General features: G+C 50.3%; 17 protein-coding genes and 1 pseudogene. All 18 read left to right on the top strand.

The window, feature by feature from the left end; genetic code table 11:
- Positions 1–54 precede the first annotated feature (54 nt).
- The 18 genes and pseudogenes from ACYU8Y_RS05575 to ACYU8Y_RS05490 all read left to right on the top strand — a co-directional run bounded on the left by ACYU8Y_RS05575 (position 55) and on the right by ACYU8Y_RS05490 (position 21087).
- Entirely contained in the window at positions 55–2121 is a 2067-nt protein-coding gene (locus ACYU8Y_RS05575; protein ID WP_460935027.1) for a glycoside hydrolase family 20 zincin-like fold domain-containing protein, read from the top strand.
- Positions 2122–2221: 100 nt separating this feature from the next.
- The gene (locus tag ACYU8Y_RS05570) at positions 2222–3304 is read left to right on the top strand and encodes a hypothetical protein (RefSeq protein WP_460935025.1); all 1083 of its coding nucleotides are present in this window, start codon (positions 2222–2224) and stop codon (positions 3302–3304) included.
- Positions 3305–3341: 37 nt separating this feature from the next.
- A complete protein-coding gene (locus tag ACYU8Y_RS05565; protein ID WP_460935023.1) occupies positions 3342–4763 on the top strand; it encodes a Gfo/Idh/MocA family protein in 1422 nt (473 codons plus the stop codon).
- A 13-nt stretch (positions 4764–4776) separates the two neighbouring features.
- On the top strand, positions 4777–5784 hold the full coding sequence (locus tag ACYU8Y_RS05560) for a Gfo/Idh/MocA family protein (protein ID WP_460935021.1): 1008 nt from the start codon (positions 4777–4779) through the stop codon (positions 5782–5784).
- Between the two features lie 18 nt (positions 5785–5802).
- Positions 5803–7218, top strand: coding sequence for a DegT/DnrJ/EryC1/StrS family aminotransferase (locus ACYU8Y_RS05555; RefSeq protein ID WP_460935019.1), 1416 nt, complete (start codon positions 5803–5805; stop codon positions 7216–7218).
- Positions 7215–8576 (top strand): neutral/alkaline non-lysosomal ceramidase N-terminal domain-containing protein, encoded by a 1362-nt coding sequence (locus ACYU8Y_RS05550; protein ID WP_460935017.1) that lies wholly within the window; start codon positions 7215–7217, stop codon positions 8574–8576. The genes ACYU8Y_RS05555 and ACYU8Y_RS05550 overlap by 4 nt, the downstream gene beginning before the upstream one ends.
- Before the next feature lie 160 nt (positions 8577–8736).
- Positions 8737–10041, top strand: coding sequence for a hypothetical protein (locus ACYU8Y_RS05545; protein WP_460935015.1), 1305 nt, complete (start codon positions 8737–8739; stop codon positions 10039–10041).
- A 15-nt stretch (positions 10042–10056) separates the two neighbouring features.
- Complete coding sequence (locus ACYU8Y_RS05540) at positions 10057–12123, top strand: PVC-type heme-binding CxxCH protein (RefSeq protein WP_460935013.1); 2067 nt, start codon at positions 10057–10059, stop codon at positions 12121–12123.
- Positions 12124–12157: 34 nt separating this feature from the next.
- The gene (locus ACYU8Y_RS05535; RefSeq protein WP_460935011.1) at positions 12158–12529 is read left to right on the top strand and encodes a high-potential iron-sulfur protein; all 372 of its coding nucleotides are present in this window, start codon (positions 12158–12160) and stop codon (positions 12527–12529) included.
- Positions 12530–12556: 27 nt separating this feature from the next.
- Complete coding sequence (locus ACYU8Y_RS05530; RefSeq protein ID WP_460935009.1) at positions 12557–13924, top strand: Gfo/Idh/MocA family protein; 1368 nt, start codon at positions 12557–12559, stop codon at positions 13922–13924.
- A 9-nt stretch (positions 13925–13933) separates the two neighbouring features.
- Positions 13934–15253 carry a sugar MFS transporter gene (locus tag ACYU8Y_RS05525; protein ID WP_460935008.1) on the top strand — a complete coding sequence of 440 codons (1320 nt, stop codon included), beginning with the start codon at positions 13934–13936 and terminating at the stop codon, positions 15251–15253.
- Positions 15253–15755: pseudogene (locus ACYU8Y_RS05520) on the top strand (hypothetical protein); the annotation flags it as partial. The gene ACYU8Y_RS05525 and the pseudogene ACYU8Y_RS05520, both read left to right, overlap by 1 nt.
- Before the next feature lie 132 nt (positions 15756–15887).
- Positions 15888–16910, top strand: coding sequence for a sensor histidine kinase (locus tag ACYU8Y_RS05515; protein WP_460935006.1), 1023 nt, complete (start codon positions 15888–15890; stop codon positions 16908–16910).
- Positions 16907–17683, top strand: a complete 777-nt coding sequence (locus ACYU8Y_RS05510) for a LytR/AlgR family response regulator transcription factor (protein WP_460935004.1) — start codon at positions 16907–16909, stop codon at positions 17681–17683. The genes ACYU8Y_RS05515 and ACYU8Y_RS05510 overlap by 4 nt, the downstream gene beginning before the upstream one ends.
- A 112-nt stretch (positions 17684–17795) precedes the next feature.
- Positions 17796–18377: a sterol desaturase family protein gene (locus tag ACYU8Y_RS05505; RefSeq protein WP_460935002.1), complete on the top strand. Its 582-nt coding sequence runs from the start codon at positions 17796–17798 to the stop codon at positions 18375–18377.
- A gap of 309 nt (positions 18378–18686) precedes the next feature.
- Positions 18687–19085 (top strand): hypothetical protein, encoded by a 399-nt coding sequence (locus ACYU8Y_RS05500; RefSeq protein ID WP_460935000.1) that lies wholly within the window; start codon positions 18687–18689, stop codon positions 19083–19085.
- Between the two features lie 44 nt (positions 19086–19129).
- A complete protein-coding gene (locus ACYU8Y_RS05495) occupies positions 19130–20173 on the top strand; it encodes an alpha/beta hydrolase (protein WP_460934998.1) in 1044 nt (347 codons plus the stop codon).
- Between the two features lie 17 nt (positions 20174–20190).
- Positions 20191–21087 carry a serine hydrolase domain-containing protein gene (locus ACYU8Y_RS05490; protein WP_460934996.1) on the top strand — a complete coding sequence of 299 codons (897 nt, stop codon included), beginning with the start codon at positions 20191–20193 and terminating at the stop codon, positions 21085–21087.
- The last annotated feature ends 169 nt before the right edge of the window (positions 21088–21256 follow it).

Genomic DNA, 21256 nt, shown 5'->3' with positions numbered 1-21256 from the left:
CTGGCACGTGTAAACCGGGCACCGGATTGGCCCGTGCCAGACTAACTAGCTATCATGAAAAGCTTCTGGATCAGTTGTATTATTGTTTGTTACTGGTGTTTAACAGCGTCAGGGCAACAGCGCCCTGCCTTACTACCGGCACCACAGTCCATTCAATACGGACAGGGGGAATTGCCTGTCCAGAACCTGACGGTATATGTGCCTCCCACCGCGTCAGCTGATGTTGCCTTTGCGCTGGACCAGCTCAGGAAACTATTGGCCGAACGCTCTGGAAAACCCGTGTCAGGCAGTCCATCGGCTAGGGCATCAACCATTCACTATTCGGTTAAATCCGTCGGTCTGGAATTGCCGGGCACGAATGAAGCTACCAACGGCAATCATCGTGAACAATACGCAATGACAATCACGGCCAAAGGCATCGATATTACCGCCCAAACCTCAACCGGCCTGTACTATGCCGTGCAAACGATTCGACAATTGCTTCAGGGTCAGGGAGTAAAGGCAACGCTTCCCTTCGTCACGATTAACGACCAACCCAAACTGGCTTACCGGGGGGTGATGATGGACTTTGCGCATGGCGGCCTGCTAACGGTAGACGAAGTCAAAAAGCAGATCGACTTTTTAGCCCGCTGGAAAACCAACCAATATTACTTCTACAATGAGGTTAGCATTCAACTGGATGGTTATTCGACGCTAAATTACAAGGCGAGTTATTCGCAGGCGCAGATCAAAACGATCATAGCCTACGCCCGCGAGCGCCACATGGACGTGATTCCGTTCGTTAATTTCTACGGACACCTACACGAGCTGATTCGCAACGAGAAATATGCATCGCTGGCCATTGGCCATTATGGACACGAACTGGACCCACGCAACCCGGCCGTACAAACGCTGCTGAAGAACTGGATTAAACAGTACACAACGCTGTTTCAAAGCCCATTCATTCATGTTGGCTTCGACGAAACCTGGGAAACGAAGCGGCTGGCCAATACTGGCCTGGCCAAACTAGACCCCGAAGCCCTGTATATCCAGCAGCTCAGTTTCGTGAGCAACGAGTTCAAACAGTACGGCAAAACACTCTTGGCCTGGACGGATATGAATGCGTTTTACCCGAACATTCTGGCTAAATTCCCCAAAGATGTGACCCCGGTTATCTGGGAATATTCGCCCGATACAACCGCCATCAACAACTACCTGAATCCGGTTCTAAAAGAGAAGAAACCATTTTTCATTCAGCCCGCCGTTTCTGGCTGGGGGCATATCTATCCATCGGCCAACTATACCTACGAGAACATAAATCTGTGCCTGAAAGCGGGTCTTCGGCATAACACACTCGGCTTTATCACGTCTGTCTGGACCGATTCCGTTGAGCCCTTTGTCCGGGCCTCCTGGCTGTTTATGGCTTATGGCTGCATTGCGGCCTGGCAGGGCACTGTGCCCGACAAGACTACCTTTACTGAACAGTATAGCTCGGTCGTCTACCCGGCCTTAACTCAGGATATGCAGGCCGCTTTCGACCATATGGCAACAGCCGGTCAGTACCTCGAAAAGTGCCTGGGGAAAAACACCCAAAGCCTACCCCGTGGCACCCTCGTGGAAAGCTGGTCCAATCCATTTTCGGCCTATTATCTGGCCAATACGAACGAGCATAAAGCCGATTTTGAGCAAGTACGCACGCATACCGAGGAGGCTCAGGCACGGCTGATCAGGGCACTTCAGCAGGCCCGTCCGGCCGACACCAGTTTCATTCAGTCAATGCTCGTTTCGGCGCGGTTGATCAACTATTCGGCCAGTCGGTTTTTATGGGCCAAAGCGATTACGGATCGCTGGAACGATGGGATGATAGCCCAAAAGAAGGATGATTACGTATTCTATGATCTGACCTATCCCTGCCACAGTCTGCTAGTCGATGCCATGGACGAAACGGGCGAACTCAAGCAGGCGTATGCGCAGGCCTGGCTCTCGGAAAATATGCCGTATCGACTGAACACCATGCTGGGACGCTTCGATGTAGATTTTGGCCTCTGGCGAAAGCTGCATTTGAAAGTACTGGATTATAAGATTCAGAAAAAGACCGAACCCCTGAAATCCTTTGAGTTGCTTTTTACCCCCGACTTTTAACGAAAAATGGCCCGCTGATTTTTACGATGATTAGGAGTCACTATGATTCCTAAAATCAAAACCATAACGATCATAAAAATCAGCGTTCTAATCAACCACCATGAATAATATCGAGTTCTTAAGTCCTATTGATGGCGATATGCTGCACGCCCGCGATGGTGTGACGATTTCCGACGGCCTGGAAATTGACGTACAACTCCTGGCACCATCGTCTCATTCGTTAACCATAAACGGGACCAGGGCGAGTTATGGTCAGGGCGTATTTTCGGGGAAAGTGCGATTAAACCAATACGAGAATACGATTACCGTTCACGACTGCACCACGGCAGAAAGCAAGTCGATTCAGGTATACTGGCTTCCCAATTTTGCGGGACATTATCGTCTGTCGATTGACGATAACATCTGGTTTCTGCGGGATATTTATCAACAACAGGGCAACTACCAATCCCTGTTCGACCATCCGTATTTAGGCTTTTTGAAGCAGGTCCATACCACCTACGGCACCAAAATCCACCTCAACCTTTTTTACCAGACGGAGGGGTTCAACCTGTCGAAGTTTCCCGACCGTTTCAAAGCGGAATGGCAGGCGAATGCCGATTGGCTCCGGCTGAGTTTCCACGCCTGGGGTGAGTTCCCTGACCGCCCCTATCAACAGGCTGGTTATGAGCAGGTGAAACACGACTGCGCCATCGTCAAGGAGCAGATTCTACGATTTGCGGGCGAGGCCCTGATGGGACCAGTAACCACGCTGCATTGGGGAGAATCGACGGTTGAAGGCTCACGAGCCCTGCGCGATGCGGGCTACGTCGGGCAATTGGGCTATTTCAATGTCGATGATGAGTTGCCACCCGTTTCGTACTACCTCAACGTGGAACAACGACGGCATATAAAAAAGCGGTTCGTCTGGCACGATAATCAGGAAGACATCACTTTCATCCGAAGCAGCATCGTTATCGACAAAACAGAGCTTTCGGACATTGTTCCGCATTTGGACAGCTACGCAAACAAGCCATCCGGGCTGCCGCCTTTTGTCGATTTACTCGTTCACGAACAGTATTTCTACCCCTTCTACGAAGCCTATCAACCCGACTTCCGGGATCGTATTCTGGCAGCCGTAAAATGGGCTACGGATAAAGGATACACGCCCGCCTTTTTAGGCGATAGTCTTTTTGCTGACGCATAGGAGACGGAAATATCCGTCTCTACATACAAAAACGACCATGGAAAACACGCGAAGAAATTTCTTGAAAACGGCAGGCCTAAGTGGTTTGAGCCTGATAGCAGCTAGTCCATTTTCAGCCTATGCTTCTACCCCTAAAGAACTGGCAACCATTGGCGAACAAGCCAGTAGAACCCCTCCTCAGGTTTTTAACATGAGTGGCTATGCGGCCCCAAAACTCGATGTTGTCCGCATTGGATTTGTGGGGATTGGCAACCGGGGCATAGGGGCCGTGGAGCGGATGAATAAAATCGAAGGTGTCGAGATAAAAGCCCTTTGCGACTTGCGGCCCGAACGCGTGAACCTGGCGTTCAAGAAAATAGAAGCCAATGGGCACCGCCCGCAACTGTATTCGGGCAGTGCTGATGCCTGGAAGAAACTCTGCGAACGCACCGATCTCGACCTCATTTACATCGTGACGCCCTGGACCCTGCACACGCCCATTGCGGTGTTTTCCATGAATCATGGCAAGCATGTTTGCGTAGAAGTTCCGGCGGCCAAAACCCTGGAAGAGTGCTGGCAACTGGTCGAAACATCGGAGCGGACGAAGAAGCACTGCATGATGACCGAAAACTGCTGCTACGATTTCACGGAATTGCTCACCCTCAACCTGGCGCGGCACGGTTTCTTCGGCGAAATAGCGCATTGCGAAGCCGCCTATATCCATAACCTACAGGAGCTGGTCTTCTCGAAAGAACATTTCTACCAGATGTGGGAACTAGAGGAGATGTACAAACGAACCGGCAACCTGTACCCAACCCACGGACTTGGCCCTGTTTGTCAGGTACTGAATATTAACCGGGGAGACCAGATGGATTACCTGGTTTCTATGTCGAGTAATGATTTTGTGCTGGGAAACTTGGCGAAAGAGCTGGCCGCCAAAGACGATTTCTACAAACCCTACGTGGGCAAGCCCTACAACGGCAACATGAGTGCGACCACCATCCGAACCAAGAAGGGGAAGACCATCATGGTGCAGTACGACGTTTCCTCGCCACGGCCCTATTCCCGAATTCAACTGGTTAGCGGCACCAAAGGGGTTGCGTTAAAATACCCCGAGCCTGCCCGCTATTCAACGGGTCACGAATGGATGAATGAAAAGGAGATCAAAGCCCTGGAAGAAAAATACATGCCGCCCATCGTCAAGAAAATGGGAGAGATCGCCAAGAATGTCGGTGGGCACGGCGGTATGGATTTCCTGATGGACTGGCGAACCATCGACTGTCTGCGAAACGGCTTGCCGCTCGATCAGGATGTATATGATGCCGCGTTGTGGAGTTCGGTTGGACCGCTAAGTGCGTGGTCGGTGGCGCATCGGTCTAATTCGATTGATGTGCCCGATTTCACGGGCGGGTCGTGGCAAAAAAATAAGCCCGTCGACATTTCGATGAGCAAAGGTGGTACCACACAGGCGAAAGTGTAAAACTCCTAAAGCTATGAACTCAGCATCCAGTCGAAGAGTATTTTTGAAACAGACATCGCAGGGCTGCGCGACTTTGCTGCTGGCCCCTACGCTACTTCAGGCCAGACCAATCGGGACAACTGGCAAACGGGTGGGCATTATCGGGTTGGACACCTCGCATAGTACCGCTTTTGTTAAAGCGCTCAATGCCTCCGATGCCAATCCTGGCTATTTAGGTTATAAGGTTGTGGCCGCTTATCCGCAGGGGAGTAAAGACATTGAGAGCAGCACCTCGCGCGTTCCGGCATATACTGAAGAAGTCAAAAAGCAGAACGTCGAAATCGTCCGCTCCATCAGCGACTTGCTCAAAAAAGTCGATGTGGTACTGCTGGAGACCAACGACGGTCGATTGCACCTCGAACAGGCGTTACAGGTACTGAAAGCCGGGAAGCGGGTGTTCATCGACAAACCCGTTGCGGCTTCGCTGGCCGATGCCATTGCCATTTTTGAGGCTTCTAAAAAATACAACATCCCGCTTTTTTCGGCCTCGTCGCTGCGGCACATTAAGGGTATCGAAAAAGTCGATAAGAGCAAGGTCGTGGGTGCCGATACGTTTAGCCCCGCTGTCCTCGAAAAAACACACCCCGATTTTTACTGGTACGGCATTCATGGCGTGGAAACGCTGTACACGGTCATGGGGACAGGCTGCAAACAGGTGGTTCGTGTGCATACCGATGGCACCGACATTCTTGTAGGCACCTGGGCCGATGGACGCGTAGGCACCGTTCGCGGAACCCGCACGGGCAAGCATGATTACGGCGGAACCGTTTTTACCCAAACGGGCAACCTTGTGTTAGGCCCTTACGGCGGCTACGAACCACTTTTACAAGACATTATCACCTATTACGAGACCGGCAAAGTGCCCGTTACGCCTGAAGAAACCATCGAGATTTTCGCCTTTATGGAAGCTGCGGACGAAAGCAAGCGTCGTGGTGGGGCGGCCGTTACCCTCGAAAGTGTCATGGCTAAAGCGAAGCAGTAATCTCAAAACCTCACGATCATGTCGCACGCCAATGTCTCAAGAAGAGAGTTTTTAAAACGAAACTCATTAACCGGTCTGGGTGCCATTCTGACGCCTTCGCTACTCACGGACACGCCTGTTGCCCCCCCCGAAACCGCAACCAAACCATCCATAAAACCGGGTCCGTTTTCGTTGGCAGAACCGCCAGCCTTATTGGGCGGCAAACCCGTCCGAACCGCCCAATGGCCAACCTGGCCCCTCTGGAAACCTGAGCAGGACGAAAAGCAGTTGCTGGAGGTGATTCGTAGTGGCATCTGGTCAAGAGGTAATGTGGTAAGTGAATTTGAAGCGAAATGGGCAGCGGCTGTTGGGGCCAAACGATCACTGGCGGTTGTGAACGGCACCAACGCCATCATGGCGGCACTGGCTCAACTGGATATTCGCGGGGGTGATGAAGTCCTGGTCCCCCCCTACACGTTTATCGGAACGGTAGCACCCGTACTGGCGACGGGCGCCATGCCCATCTTCGTGGATGTTGACCCCGCAACGTTCCAGATCGACCCGGCTAAGATTGAAGCAAAGATTACGCCCCGAACAAAGGCGATTATTCCGGTGCATATTCTGGGCTTACCCGCCAACATGCCCCAGATTCTGGCCATTGCGAAAAAACATAAACTGGTCGTGATTGAAGATGCCTGTCAGGCACACTTGGCCGAGATCAATCACCAGAAAGTAGGCACGTTTGGTCATGCGGGCTGCTTTAGCTTTCAGAATTCCAAGAACCTAGCCATTGGCGAAGGGGGTGCCATTGTGAGCAACGACGATGCCTTTATGGATCGCTGTTTCTCGTATCATAACTACGGCAATCCATACGGCATGCTTTCGGGGGTGATTGGCGCGGGCACCGTTATTCAGGGTACGAAACTTCGGTTGACCGAGTATCAGGCGGCTATTGGGCTGGCCCAGTTAAAACGGCTCGATGCCGAAACGACCACCCGGAACACCAACGCAGCTTACCTGAAGGACAGGATTAAGAACATTCCAGGCATTGTCCCCTATAAACTGTACGACGATGTAACGCGGGCAGCTTTCCACCTCTTCCCATTTCGGTATAAGAAAGAAGCCTTCAAAGGTTTATCGCGCGAGGTGTTCATGAAAGCCCTCACCGCCGAGGGGATTCCCTGCTCGAAAGGCTACGCTACGCTCAACAATATGCCGTATCTGGATGACGCGTTCAAATCGAAAAACTTCCAGAAAATATACCCTAAATCGATGCTGAACTTCAACAGCTATGTCGAGCAGAACCACTGCCCGCAAAACGACCGGCTGTGTAATGAAGAAGCCGTCTGGTTCACGCAGAATATGCTGCTGGGTAGCCAGGCCGACATGGATGAAATAGCGAATGCCACCGAGAAAATTTACACCCACGCCGACAAACTCCTGAGTCAGAAATGAAAAACGTACTGGGATTTGTCTGGCTACTCTGGCTAGGGTTATTGATTCCTGGCTACGTTGCAGCAAAGGGTTGGAAGGCTGGGACTGCCAGGGTAGTTATTACACCAAAAGAACCACAATGGCAGGCGGGTTATGCCTCGCGTACCCACGCTGCGGAGGGGAAAATCCACGACTTATGGGCCAAAGTGCTGGCGCTGGAAGACGAAACGGGCAAACGGGCCGTGCTGGTCACCACCGATATGCTGGGCTTTCCCAAAGCGATGTCGGATCGTATCCGCGCACGACTGAACAGCCAGTTTGGTCTCTCTAAAGCGCAGATTATTCTCAACAGCTCACACACCCATTCGGGACCGGTGTTAGACAACGCGCTACAGGATATTTACCCGTTTGATGCGGCCGAACAGGCCAAAATTGATCGATACTCCAGATGGTTGGAAGCGCAGATCGTGACGCTGGTTGGCCAGGCATTGCAAAAACTGGAACCCGTTGAATTATTCTCCCAAAACGGGGTTACGCGCTTTCAGGTAAATCGGCGAAACAACAAGGAAGGCGCCCTGCTGGACCAAACCGAGCTGAAAGGCCCGAACGACTATGCCGTTCCTGTCATCAAACTTATTGACACCACAGGTAAACTTAAATCCATCGTGTTTGGGTACGCCTGCCACCCTACGGTGCTGGATTTATATCAATGGTCGGGCGATTACGCGGGCTTTGCGCAACTGGAGTTGGAGAAAGCGCATCCCGGCGTAACAGCGCTATTCTTTCAGGGTGCTGCTGGCGATCAGAATCCGCTGCCCCGACGAACAATAGCCCTTGCCCGCCAATATGGACGGGAGTTGGCCGCTGCCGTTGACCGGGTCCTCGACGAGCCCATGCGTACCCTATCGCCCCAGATTCGTACCGCCTATTCAGAGATTGACCTTCCGTTTTCGGCTCCGCCATCCGAAGCTGAATTAACAAAGACGATTCAGGAAAACGAAGGCTATCTTAAACGATGGGCAACGCGTATACTGGCCGAAAAGAAGCAAGGAAAAGCCCCTATCAGTCGATACGCTTATCCATTGCAAATCTGGCAGTTAGGTACCCAATCCATCCTGAGTTTCGGTGGTGAACTGGTTATCCAATATGCCCTCGACTGTAAGAAACGCTTTGGGCAGGACATTTTCGTGATGGGCTATTCCAACGACGTTATGGGCTACATCCCTTCAGCCACCATCCTGCAGGAAGGCGGCTATGAAGGCGCATCATCCCAGATGGTCTATGGCTTGCCGAGCACCTGGGCACCGGACGTACCGAACCTGATTAATCAGGAAATAGACCGACTGGCTGACCAGGTTGGGATGCAGAAGCTGAAGTAATGTTTATAGATGACTTGTCGTGAGGTCAGGTTCTCAAACCTGACCTGTTAGGTTTCTCAAAACCTATTGACATGCTAACACGAGGTTTTGAGAAACCTCTGTGTGTCGGATTCTTAAATCCGACACCACGGGAATCCGGCACCACTAACAAAAAATAACCATGAATCCAGTTAACGAAGCCGACGCACTCGTCCCCACTCCGATCATCGCGACCTCCTATTTCTCCGGTTTCGATATGGCGCACGATACGTACAATGCCATTACAGCCACCAGTAATGGAAAAATATACTACATACTCTGCTCCGAATCCTACGAGCAGGGAGGGCAGTTCTATGTATATAACCCCGCAACAGACAGCACCGAATGGCTAGCTGATTTAACAGACATCTGTGGTGAAACCGATGCCAATGCCATTCCGCAGGGGAAAAGCCACGTTCGATTTTACGAAAGCAACGGCAAGCTGTATTTTGCTACCCACATCGGCGTGTACGAAATGATCGACGGCATGGAGCGGCTCCCTCAAAATACGCCGAATGGCAAAAAACTCTATCCCGGAGGGCACTTCGTTTCCTACGACCTAACGACCGGTGCGTTTGAGAATCTGGCTATTGCGCCCGAAGGCGAGGGCATTTTGGCTATGACCATCGACAAAGAGCGCGGTTATTTGTACGGTATTACCTGGCCATTAGGTTATTTTATTCAATACGACATCAAGGCCAATAGACTTAACACAATCGGTCTTGTGTCGGCCAAGGGCGAAGCCGGGATTCCCGGAGATGACTACCGGGTATTATGCCGCTCCATGTTCGTTGATCCGCGCGACGGAGCGGTTTATTTCTCCACATCCGAAGGGGATATTTTCAGGTATCGTCCTGGTCAGGAAAGTCTTCAAAAACTCGCCGATGTCGATTTACGGCTCGACTACTTCGGCAAATATGATCCAACGCATCCCGGAAGCATGGGCTACAACTGGCGCAAAATCTTCTGGTACGCCCCCGAACAAGTGGCCTATGGCATACACGGCAATTCGGGCTATCTGTTCAAATTCGATCCCCGTCGGCAACGAATTGAGGTAGTGGAGCGGTTAACTTCGGAGCCGTCGCGCAAGAGTGGCATGTTCGACCAGTTTAGTTATGGGTATCTGGGCTTTCAGCCGGGTCCGGATCAGGAAACTATTTATTACCTCACCGGCGGACCAATTTATCAGGCGGGTAAACGGGTAAAGGGGGCCGATCAGATTGCGAAGGGTGCTGCCAAAGGACTCGAAAACCTTCACCTGATCACCTTCCACATCCCGAGTCAGACGTATACCGATCATGGTCCTGTTTTTTTCGCCGACGGCTCCCGCCCAACCTACGTCAATTCGATTGCGATTGGCGCGGATGGCTCGGTGTATACGCTGGCTCGCTTCAGTCATAACGGGCACGAAATTCAGGACCTGGTCAAAATTCCGGCTGTGTTTTAGTAAACAACTGTCAACATGACTTCGATCAACAACCGACTCAGGATTGCCACATTCATGCTGGCTACAGGGTTATGCGTTTCCTGCTCACACTATCAGGATGCCCTCACACCCGAAGAAGCGCTCAACAGCTTTAAACTAAGCGATGACAGGCTGACCATTTCGGTCTTTGCTGCCGAACCGAACGTGCTGGACCCGGTTGAAATGGTGTTTGACGAAGACGGCAACGTATTCGTGGTCGAGATGCCCGATTATCCGGCCAAGCCCGAAGATGGTTCGCTGGGAGGGGCCATCCGAATGCTGACGGATACGAACGGCGACGGTCGGATGGATTCGGCAACAGTCTTTGCCGATCACCTCTCCGAAGCCACCAGTATTTTGCCCTGGCAAGGTGGCTTGCTGGTGACGGCCGCGCCCAATATCCTGTTCATCAAAGACACCACCGGCGACCATCGAGCCGATGTGAAAGAAATTCTGTTCACTGGTTTTTTTGCGGACAATTCTGAAGCGCAGATTACCAATCTCCGGCTTAGCGTCGATAACTGGATTTACGCATCCAACACGGGCCGGGAGGGTGAAATCCGGTTTACAAGAAACACTACAGCAAAGCCCGTTTCCGTTAAAGGCGGAGATTTTCGATTTCGGCTGGACCGGGGTCAGTTTGAAATAGAGTCAAGTTCAGGTCAATTTGGGCTGGCAATAGACGATTGGGGCAATCGGTTTTTTACCGAAAACAGCCTGCATGCTCAGCAGGCGCCTATTCCGGCGCGATACCTGTATCGGCATAAGAACCTGCCGCCCGTAGAGCCAACGCTGAATATCTCCGATCACGATCCGATCATGTTCCAGGAAACGCCTGCTCCCTACTGGCGTCAGGAACGTACGAAACGCCGGAACCAGCAGTTCGAGGAAGCCAAACTCAATGACCGGCACGAATACGCCGACGACCATTTTACCGGGGCTTCGGGCGGTACCTACTATGGTGGCGATGCCTTACCAACAGACTATTATGGTTCGATCTTCACGGGCGAGGTTGCGGGTAATCTTGTCCACCGCGATGTCCTGAAGCGCTTACTCAACAGTCCCAAATTTATGGCCCAACGGGGCAATCAGGAGAAAGCACATGAATTCCTTCCCTCAACCGATCCCTGGTTTCGGCCGGTCAACTTCGCGGTTGGTCCCGATGGAGCGCTGTATGTGATCGATATGTATCGGCAGCACATCGAAACGCCCACGGCCATTCCCGAAGACCTCAAGGAAGACATGGATTTTATGAACGGCAGTAAGCTGGGGCGTATCTACCGGATTGCGGCTAAAACCAGCAAACCCGTCGTCGTACAACCAAAGCTGAGGAGCAAAACCAGTACGGAACTGGTGGCCTTACTAGCTCATCCAAATCAATGGTGGCGATTACAGGCCCAACGGCTTCTGCTCGAAAAACAGGATAAATTAGTCGTTCCGGCGCTAAAGGAGCTGTTCACTAAAGACAGTAACCCACGAACACGCCTGCACGCGTTTTTTACGTTAGAAGGCCTGAATGCACTGGATGTCAGCCTGGTAAAACAAGCGATGCAGGATGCCCAGCCCGATATTCGTGCTTACGGGTTGATGATGGCCGAGCGTTTCCCGACTTCCCTGCCGCACGTCATCGAAAAAGCCAGCGACCCGTCGGCTCCGGTAGCATTTCAGGCAGCCTTAAGTCTGGGACAGTTCCCCGCCCGGCAAGTGGCTCCTGCGTTGGCGGGTATTCTTGAGAAATACGGTAAAGATGCCTGGTTTCGAACGGCGGTGTTGAGTTCTGAAGCGGGTTCCTCACTGGAATTGGCACGCCAACTGGCTGGCAGTAACGGCTATTTCAAGTCGATAACACCCGAAAAAGATACGCTCCTGACGGATTTGGCATTTGTGATCGGCTCCCGTAACCGTAAGGACGAAGCCGTTCAATTAGTGACCCTGTTCGACAACCAACCACACTGGCAACCGATCGCCTTAACGGGTTTGACCAATGGGTTAAAAGCCGCGGGCCTGCCCATAGATCCCCGCTTGAAACGTCTAGTAGACGTTAAATCGGTTGCAGTGAAGTAGGAGCCAGACACTATATAAAAAGTAGAATAAACGAATGAACCAGGACAATAAACCGCAACACTACTCCCGACGGCAATTCATCAGTAAATCCATTTTTACGGGGTCGGCGTCTTTGGGACTATCGCTGGTGCTGAGCAGGTGCCAATCAAAAACAACGTCAGGGCAAGAGAACGAAAAGGCGGCCATTGACCCCTGTAACGACTTTTCAGGCGTAAGCGAAGCCGATCTGAAAACACGAAAAAAGCTGGGTTACGTAGATCAATCGCCCCGGCCGGAATCGAAGTGCGGCAACTGCAATCTATGGCTTCCGCCAAAAGAAGGGCAAAACTGTGGTTCGTGTATGCTCTTCAAAGGCCCTGTTTACACAACGGGTTACTGTACCTATTGGGCTCCTCAAGGCAAGTAGCGACTGATCATTGCTTAAACCCGTTTTATGATAAACAGTGAAAACAACCCGACTAAAGACTCTCGACGGGATTTTGTCAAGAAGTCGATTATTGGCACCGCAGCCTTGTCGGTTGGTGGTATTTTACCAGGCTTTAACCCTAAAAGTTACGGGCGTATCCTAGGCGCCAATGAAAAAGTAAATGTTGGCGTCATGGGCGTTAACAGTCGTGGGTTGGCGTTGGCTGGCAACTACGCATTGCAACCCAATTGCGAAGTTGTCACCATCTGCGATGTCGACACGCGGGCGGCTCAAAAGTGCATTACAACTGTAGAGGGTATTCAGAAGTCTAAACCTAAAAACCAGCCTGACTTCAGAAAGGCACTCGAAGACAATGACATGGATGCGCTCGTTATTGCCGCTCCCGACCACTGGCACGCTCCAGCCGCTATTCTGGCCTCCAAAGCGGGCAAACATGTGTATCTCGAAAAGCCATGCAGCCACAACCCACACGAAGGCGAGTTACTGGTTGCCGCAGCGGCAAAATACAAAAACGTTATCCAGATGGGCAACCAACGGCGTTCGTGGCCTAATGTAAAACGGGCCATACAGGATATTAAAAGTGGGGCCATCGGCCGACCTTATTTTGCTAAAGGCTGGTATACCAACAACCGGGCAACGATTGGCATCGGCAAAACCGTACCCGTACCCAGCTGGCTGAATTATGATTTGTGGCAAGGGCCTGCTCCCCGTCGCGCCTACAAAGACAACGTTATTCACTACAACTGGCACTGGTTCTGGCACTGGGGAACAGGCGAAGCCCTGAACAATGGCACTCACATGCTCGACCTAATGCGCTGGGGACTGGGGGTGGACTATCCCAATAAAGTCACCTCGCTGGGTGGTCGTTACCGCTATAAAGACGATTGGGAAACGCCCGACACGCAGGTCATTAACCTAACCTTCCCCAACAATACCGCCATGACTTGGGAAGGCCGCAGTTGCAACGGTCGAACCGTTGAAGGCAGTGATGTTGGCGTTACGTTCTATGGCGAAACCGGCTCACTCGAATATGGGGGCGGCAATGCCTACAAACTATTCGACCTTGATAATAAGCTGGTAAAAGAGGTAAAGAACGATTTGCCCATCGACCCTCGCAACAAAATGAACCCGTCGCAGGCACTGGATGCTACCCATCTGCAAAATTTTCTGGTGGCTATCAAGACAGGCGCGCCCCTGGCAGCGGGCATTGTAGGTGGTCACCAGAGCACGTTACTTTGTCAACTGGGAAACATCGCCCTGCGCTCCGGCAATGCCCTGGACATTGACCCATCCAACGGGCATATCCTGAATAATAAGGCTGCCCTGAAGTTCTGGCAGCGCGAGTACGAAAAGGATTGGGAACCAACACTATAAACCAACAAAATGAGCACACGAGCCATTGACGTCACCAGCTTGACCAGGCGGGAAACCAAGATTTCGATTTTTTTGATCGGGCTCATGTTTTTCATCTTCGGTTTTATTTCCTGGGTGAACTCCATCCTGATTCCGTACTTCAAAATTGCCTGCGAGTTGACCAGCTTTCAAGCTTATCTCGTTGCATTCGCCTTTTATATTGCTTATTTTATTATGTCGGTTCCAGCGTCTTATCTGTTAAAAGCCGTCGGGTTCAAAAAAGGCATGATGATTGGTTTTTGGGCAATGGCGCTGGGTGCGTTTATTTTCATTCCGGCCGCTATGACCCGCACCTACGCAGTATTCCTGATGGGCTTGTTCACGATTGGGATTGGACTGGCTATTCTACAAACGGCAACGAATCCGTATATCACCATACTGGGTCCTAAAGAACGGGCTGCCCAACGCATCAGCATCATGGGCATTTGTAACAAAGCTGCCGGGATTCTCTCGCCACTGGTTTTTGCCGCCGTCATTTTGCGCCCGACCGATACAGATTTATTTGCGCAATTAAGCACGATGAGTGCTAACCAGCGGGGAGTTGCTCTTGACGAACTGGTTCGGCGTGTCATTCCGCCTTATGCGGTGTTGGGTACGTTTCTGTTTGTGCTGGGCTATCTCGTATACCGGTCTCCTCTTCCCGAAATCGACACGGAACATGAAACCCCTGATGTAGCAACCGCTAATGCCGGTAAGACTAGTATTCTGCAGTTTCCGCATTTAATACTGGGCGCTTTCGCCATTTTCCTGCACGTAGGTACGCAGGTCATTGCCATCGACACGATTATTGGTTATGCGAATTCAATGGGTATTGACCTGCTCAAAGCCAAGGTCTTTCCTTCATATACCTTGTTCTGCACCATTTGTGGCTATGTCATTGGCATTATCACCATTCCCCGTTTCATTAGCCAGGTGAACGCCTTACGCATCTGCACGTTATTAGGAGCACTATTCACTTTACTCATCATTTTCACGAATGGAACCGTAACGTTTCTGGGACATACCGTCGATATATCTATCTGGTTTGTTGTGTTGCTGGGTCTGGCAAACTCATTGGTTTGGGCTGGACTATGGCCGCTGGCCTTGGATGGACTTGGCCGCTTTACAAAACTTGGGGCCTCTATCCTGATTATGGGGTTGTGCGGTAACGCTATCATGCCACTTTTTTACGGCTATTTTGCTGACTTATATACAGTGCATACAGCCTATTGGGTGCTTTTTCCCTGCTACTTGTATCTGATCTATTACGCCATATATGGGCACAAAGTAAAACGGTGGCGCTTCTCATGATGCTACATAAACTAGTTAACGGAACGCTGCTAACCCCTTATCGTGCCATTCAGGGTGGAACCGTTGTTATTGGTGATGGTCAGATTTTAGGTATCCATGAGTGACCAGTCGATGTTCCCATAGTTACGAGACAGCCAATCGGAGCAATAAACGGGGAGCTAGTTTTCTGGGTATGCACCTGGAAGGGCCTTATTTCGCACTCAGTCAACGGAGTGCTCAGGATCCGCGCTATATTCGAAATCCTGACCCGGTCGAGTACGACGAAATTCTTAATCACTCCTCGTCTATTGTGCGCTGGAGCGCAGTTCCTGAATTACCAGGAGCCATTGCTTTTGGGCAGCGGTTGCGCCGGAAAGGGATTATAGCCGCCATTGCCCATACTGATGCTCTATACGATGATGTGCTTACGGCCTATGAAAACGGTTATTCACTCGTGACGCATCTGTATTCGGCTATGTCGGGCGTAACCCGCCGGAATGCGTTTCGATATGCGGGGGTAATTTACGATAATATCCGTTGGCCTGCCGTAAACTCTCCAGTGTAAAGTACCATTTCACTACCTTATCCAGCCCCTGACATTTCGAGCGGGCAGTTCAGTTTGCCTGCAAATTTCAATTTTTCAGTAAGTTTAACGATGGATAAAAATGAGCGCCGTATTTGCTGGTACAGTTCCCTGCTTATTGCCCTGATGGTAAACGCCCCGAAACTTTTGGCTTTGCGTGAAAATGGGCTCATCGCTCAATACTGGCATTTTAATCCTTATGAACTTTTAGTCCAATTTGCGTTCAACCTTCTTTTTTGCGGCCTGCTTTTCAACGTTAACCTGCAGAGGGGAAGATGGCTTTCGACCTACCGGGAAAAGGAAAAGTATTTCCCCTACGCTGTTTCCAACGTCCTTGTCTTTTGTGTTTTATTGATCATCGGATCGGTTTTACAACGTTTGTTTTTCCCGGATCGTCAATTGCCGCGTCTGATGTTCTCCGGTTTATTCTTTCGGCTAGGATTAAGCGCCCTATTGACAGCCATCATCGTAAAGATCATTCTGCTGATGCGTAATTCCAGCAGCATGGCTGCTGAAAACCAGCAATTAAAGAATGCTTACCTTGCATCAGAACTGCAATTACTAAAAGAGCAGATGAACCCGCATTTCCTGTTCAATTCCCTGAGCAGCCTTTCGGCGGTAGTCCGCGAGAATCCTGACCTCGCCCAAAAATATATCCGCGATCTGTCCACTGTTTTTCGCTACGCATTACTGGGCTCACATACGGACATGGTCACCTTGGCCGATGAGCTGACGATGCTCAGATCGTTCGCAAAACTGATCTCCATGCGGCTCGAAGATGCTTTTGAGCTAAAAATCAACATTGCAGATGCGTACCTGCCGGTTAAAATACCCCATTTATCGCTGCAGCCCTTACTTGAAAATGCGGTAAAGCACAATGCTGCAACCGCCGACAGGCCATTAAACGTTTTAATTGAAGCAAAAGACGGTCAACTTGTTTTCAGCAACAGTCTTTGGGAAATACCGACACCGGAAGCGAGTAACGGGATGGGCCTTGCCAACCTGAACGAACGTTTCAGGATCATGATGCACCGTGAAATTGAGACCACCCGCTCTGATACACACTTTATCGTAAAACTCCCCTTAAAGCAGTGACAAATATCCGCATCGTAATCGTGGAGGATGAAGCGGCAACAGCCCGTAGCCTGATCCATATTTTAACTGAACTAGACGAACACATTACTATTGTTCAAACATTGGGTGCCGTATCAGGTGCTATCGAATGGTTCGAAAATCACCAGGACGGTTATGACCTGATCTTTATGGATATCCGACTGGCCGATGGCCTCTCCTTTGATATTTTCAAGCAGACAACCATATCCCGACCGGTTATTTTTGTTACCGCCTTCAACGATTACGCGATCACTGCCTTTAAGAACAACGGCATCGACTACATTCTCAAACCATTTGATCCCGATGAGATCAAAAGCGCACTGGATAAATATAAACGCTGGACCGGTTCAACTGAAAAGCCAGGTGCTCCTCTGATCACGGAACTCCTGGCACAGCTGGGCAACCTGACCATGTCCTATAAAAAATCCTTCCTGGTACACTACCGGGATAAACTGATCCCTCTGGAAACAGCTAAGGTCGCCTGGTTCTATACGGCAAATGAAAGGGTCTATCTCCGCACCATCGATGACAAGCAGTATGTTGTGGAATCAACCATGGAGCAGTTGGAACAACAACTGGACCCTACCTTATTTCTGAGGGTCAGCCGCCAGTTTATCCTTAATCGTAACGCTGTGATCGAAGCCGAATTTTATTTCAACGGGCGATTACTGGTCAAGGTACAGCCACAACCGGACGAGAACGTTATCATTAGTAAAGCCAGGACGGCCGAATTTAAAAAATGGATGAACAGCTAGGTCAGTTCACCCCTTCGTTTTTCCACTTCACCGGGTTTACCAGGGTCTGAAATCTTCTTTTGGGCCAATTTTGTATCAAGTCATTTGACCAGTACAAATAAAAACCCAGGAAATGAAAAACCATATCGACCCCTACCGGATCTATATAGTATTGTTTGTAGCCGGGTTGATAAGCCCAGAGATCATCTGGAAACCCTTATGGGCTTTTCAAAGGGTACATCATTCTACGATGCGGATGAACCTGGCAGTTGCTTACCGACTTAACGGGTTCTTTGCGATCGTCAGCCCCCTGTTTTTTATCCCTGCTGCCCTGCTGGGGATGCCGCCTGGTTTTATCGTGGTCTCCTATGCGTTCAACCTGGCCTACCAATTCCTGCTCCATACCGAAGCTGTCGGCAGGCTTGGCCCCATAGAAAAGGTAATGGATACGCCCTCATCACACCGCGTACACCATCGTAGCAACCCCATTTATATCGACAAGAATTTCGGGGAGTATTTATTATCTGGGACAGGCGGTTTGGCACCTACCAGCCGGAAACCAAACAAAGTAATCTATGGCCTGACAACAGGCTTTCTAAGCCAAGACTCATTCCGGCTCGTCTTACAGGGTTTTATCGATTTGTTCAGACCGAAAAGTCCGCCAAAGCCCATAGACAGTTCAACCCCGGATTCAGGCAATTCACCGGAAAAGTAAAAACAGGGGATCTTAAGTATAACTATCAGCAAAAAACAAAACAGTATGAAAAAGCTCATTTTGATCATTTGCCTCGCTGCCATTGGCATTAGCAATTCGCACGCTCAAACTTCCGTAATCGTAAGAAGACCTATCCGTCGGGTAATAGTACCTGCGGCCCGAACCGTCATTGTGCGTCCCGTAGTCACCGTGGTACGACCGGCAGCACGCAGAAGCGTAGTTATCGTCCAGCGATGACCAGCCAAACGACCATCTCCAGTGACGATAATATTCAGTAGCTAATCATCCAAAAAACCAAATTCAACAACTATGAAAAGTAACAACACCCCAAAGGGCATAACCTTGGCGCTGACCTTATTATTTATGCTGCTGGGCCAGCTGGCCATGGCACAGAATGCTTCTGTAATGCAGGATAAGACCCCGCAGGAAAGGGCAACGTTCCAGACCGAAATGATGAAGAGTAAGCTGGGCCTGGATTCCATGCAGGTTAGCGAGGTTCAAGCCATCAACCTGAAATATGCCCTGAAGAATGAGCCGATCCTGAAAAGCGGGGACAGCAAACTGTCGAAATTCAAACAGCTCAGGTCTTCACAGAAGGAAAAGGAATCAGCGCTCAAAAAGGTTTTCACCCCTGAGCAGTACAAGCAATACCAGGATTTCCAGGATGAGATGAGGGCACAACTGAAAGAAAAGAGGAAAAACCGTTAGGTCCGAACAACTTACTAGTAGATCATCAATAAAAAGAAGAAAAAGTGAAAACGATGTTAGTTAAGTTAAGCCTGTTGGCCCTGTTGCTATCGGCTTGTTCAAAGAGTGGGGATACCCCTGCGCCTGTCGATGATGACCTGGCAGGACCGATTTCCCGTCCTGCTTCCGGTTACGGGGCGGATGGCACGTACACCGTATCGGAGATTGACTTCCCCAATACCGAATATGCCGGCACGAAGGTGACCATATTCTATCCAAAGGAAATTACCTCGCCCAGACCGACCATCTTCTATTCGCACCCATACGGCGGGGAGAGCAAGGAATACAACAGGGGCCTGTTCGAGTTTATCGCCAAGAAGGGTTATGTGGTCGTATTCGTACCGTATGCAACCAATGATACGAGTATTGACCATCGTTACCTGACCTTATGGACCGGTTTTACCAAAGCAGCGGCTAACTATCCGGGCATCATCGATACCAGGAAAGTAGGCTTCATGGGGCATTCCTTTGGGGGTGGGGCCTCGATCGGCCTGGCCTACAAAGCCTTTACGGAAAATAACTGGGGGCAGGATGGCCGTTTCCTGTTTACTATGGCGCCGTGGTACAACTACCAGATCACTGACGCCCAATTGGCCAGCTTCCCTGCCAATACGAAGATGATCACCCAGGTCTATGACGAGGATGTCTATAACGATCACCGGATGGCCATCGATATCTTTAAGCACATCAATATTACCAATTCCGAAAAAGACTACTATTACCTAAAATCTTCTACGGTGGCCGGTTACAAGTATGCAACGGGCCATACGCTGCCCAATAGCCGTACGGCCTACGATGCTTATGACTATTATGGGGTATACCGGCTGCTGGATGCACTCATCGATTACAGTTTTAATAACAGTGCAGCGGGAAAAAATGTGGCGCTGGGGAATGGCTCTACCGAGCAAGTGAGCATGCCCGGATATAATGGGCAGTTTATGGCACCGCTCGAAGTCACAGATAATCCCACCCCAAAATACAGCCAGGATAAATATGAGTTTAAATGCAGCAACATCCTTTATAATCCAAGGATAGCCCACTGCGAATAGACACTCAAAACAAGTCGATGAAAAAAATAATATTACTGCAAATGGTGCTACTGACATTGGCTGGCGCCCATGCACAGCAGCCATTTTCCCAGGTAGATCAATGGCTGGACTCCCATGCCGGTGAAATGGGCGGCAGGCTGATACTGGTAGTCTATAAAGATGGAAACAAGATTTACAGTCACTCTGTCAATCAAATGAATGGTAAACAACAGACGTTAGTCAGGTTAATGGCAGAAAAACAGGGAAAACAGCCTGACCTGAACGATTACACCGATACGACCAGACAGCCAATCGCCAGTTGCAGTAAATGGCTCAGTGCAGCGTTGGTGATGACTTTTATAGATGATGGCAAATTACAATTAACCGATACGGTTGGGAAATTCCTGCCGGTTCTTTCCAAAAATGGCAAAGGCGATATTACGATTTCAGATTGCCTGTCACATATGACAGGTATCCTTTCCCCGGATTTAAAAGAAGATCTCAAAGACAAGCGTCAAGCCAAAAGTATGGACGAAGTTATAAGACAGATCGCTGGCTACCCGGCAGAAGGTGTTCCGGGAACCGTCTTTCGGTATAGTAATACGGGGCTTCAAATAGCGGGTGCGGTGCTCGAAAAGATCAGCGGCAAAAACTTTGAGACTTTGTTTGCCGAGCGGATCGCCCTGCCATTGGGAATGAAAAACACCGATTTCGGAAAAGGTGCAGTGGCACTTCCCGCTGGCGGGGCCAGCAGTACACCCGAAGACTATAGCCACTTTTTAACCATGATCTTAAATAAAGGGACCTTCAAGGGGAAAAGAATTTTATCGAAAAAAAGCATAGACCTGATGCAGGCCAACAGAATAACCCCTGATGTCAGGCTGGCCTATACACCCACGCAGGCCGTAGGTGTAGGGTATGGTTACGGGGAGTGAATCATGGGCAGTGGTACGGTCAGCAGCCCTGGCCTTTTTGGCAGCTATCCCTGGGTCAATAATGAGAAGGGATACTGTGCATTTTTAATGGCCTTTTATTTAAAAAATGACGGGCGGCAGGCAAAATACGCGGAACTGAGAAAATTGGTAGACGAACAGGTCAGATAGT

Source organism: Spirosoma humi, from assembly GCF_054776575.1.
This window is presented reverse-complemented; position numbering and strand designations above follow the sequence as displayed.

Bases quoted from the DNA above. Each gene is read 5' to 3' on its own strand.
- ACYU8Y_RS05575 (WP_460935027.1), top strand. From the start codon at position 55: ATGAAAAGCTTCTGGATCAGTTGTATTATTGTTTGTTACTGGTGTTTA.
- ACYU8Y_RS05570 (WP_460935025.1), top strand. From the start codon at position 2,222: ATGAATAATATCGAGTTCTTAAGTCCTATTGATGGCGATATGCTGCAC.
- ACYU8Y_RS05565 (WP_460935023.1), top strand. From the start codon at position 3,342: ATGGAAAACACGCGAAGAAATTTCTTGAAAACGGCAGGCCTAAGTGGT.
- ACYU8Y_RS05560 (WP_460935021.1), top strand. From the start codon at position 4,777: ATGAACTCAGCATCCAGTCGAAGAGTATTTTTGAAACAGACATCGCAG.
- ACYU8Y_RS05555 (WP_460935019.1), top strand. From the start codon at position 5,803: ATGTCGCACGCCAATGTCTCAAGAAGAGAGTTTTTAAAACGAAACTCA.
- ACYU8Y_RS05550 (WP_460935017.1), top strand. From the start codon at position 7,215: ATGAAAAACGTACTGGGATTTGTCTGGCTACTCTGGCTAGGGTTATTG.
- ACYU8Y_RS05545 (WP_460935015.1), top strand. From the start codon at position 8,737: ATGAATCCAGTTAACGAAGCCGACGCACTCGTCCCCACTCCGATCATC.
- ACYU8Y_RS05540 (WP_460935013.1), top strand. From the start codon at position 10,057: ATGACTTCGATCAACAACCGACTCAGGATTGCCACATTCATGCTGGCT.
- ACYU8Y_RS05535 (WP_460935011.1), top strand. From the start codon at position 12,158: ATGAACCAGGACAATAAACCGCAACACTACTCCCGACGGCAATTCATC.
- ACYU8Y_RS05530 (WP_460935009.1), top strand. From the start codon at position 12,557: ATGATAAACAGTGAAAACAACCCGACTAAAGACTCTCGACGGGATTTT.
- ACYU8Y_RS05525 (WP_460935008.1), top strand. From the start codon at position 13,934: ATGAGCACACGAGCCATTGACGTCACCAGCTTGACCAGGCGGGAAACC.
- ACYU8Y_RS05515 (WP_460935006.1), top strand. From the start codon at position 15,888: ATGGATAAAAATGAGCGCCGTATTTGCTGGTACAGTTCCCTGCTTATT.
- ACYU8Y_RS05505 (WP_460935002.1), top strand. From the start codon at position 17,796: ATGAAAAACCATATCGACCCCTACCGGATCTATATAGTATTGTTTGTA.
- ACYU8Y_RS05500 (WP_460935000.1), top strand. From the start codon at position 18,687: ATGAAAAGTAACAACACCCCAAAGGGCATAACCTTGGCGCTGACCTTA.
- ACYU8Y_RS05490 (WP_460934996.1), top strand. From the start codon at position 20,191: ATGAAAAAAATAATATTACTGCAAATGGTGCTACTGACATTGGCTGGC.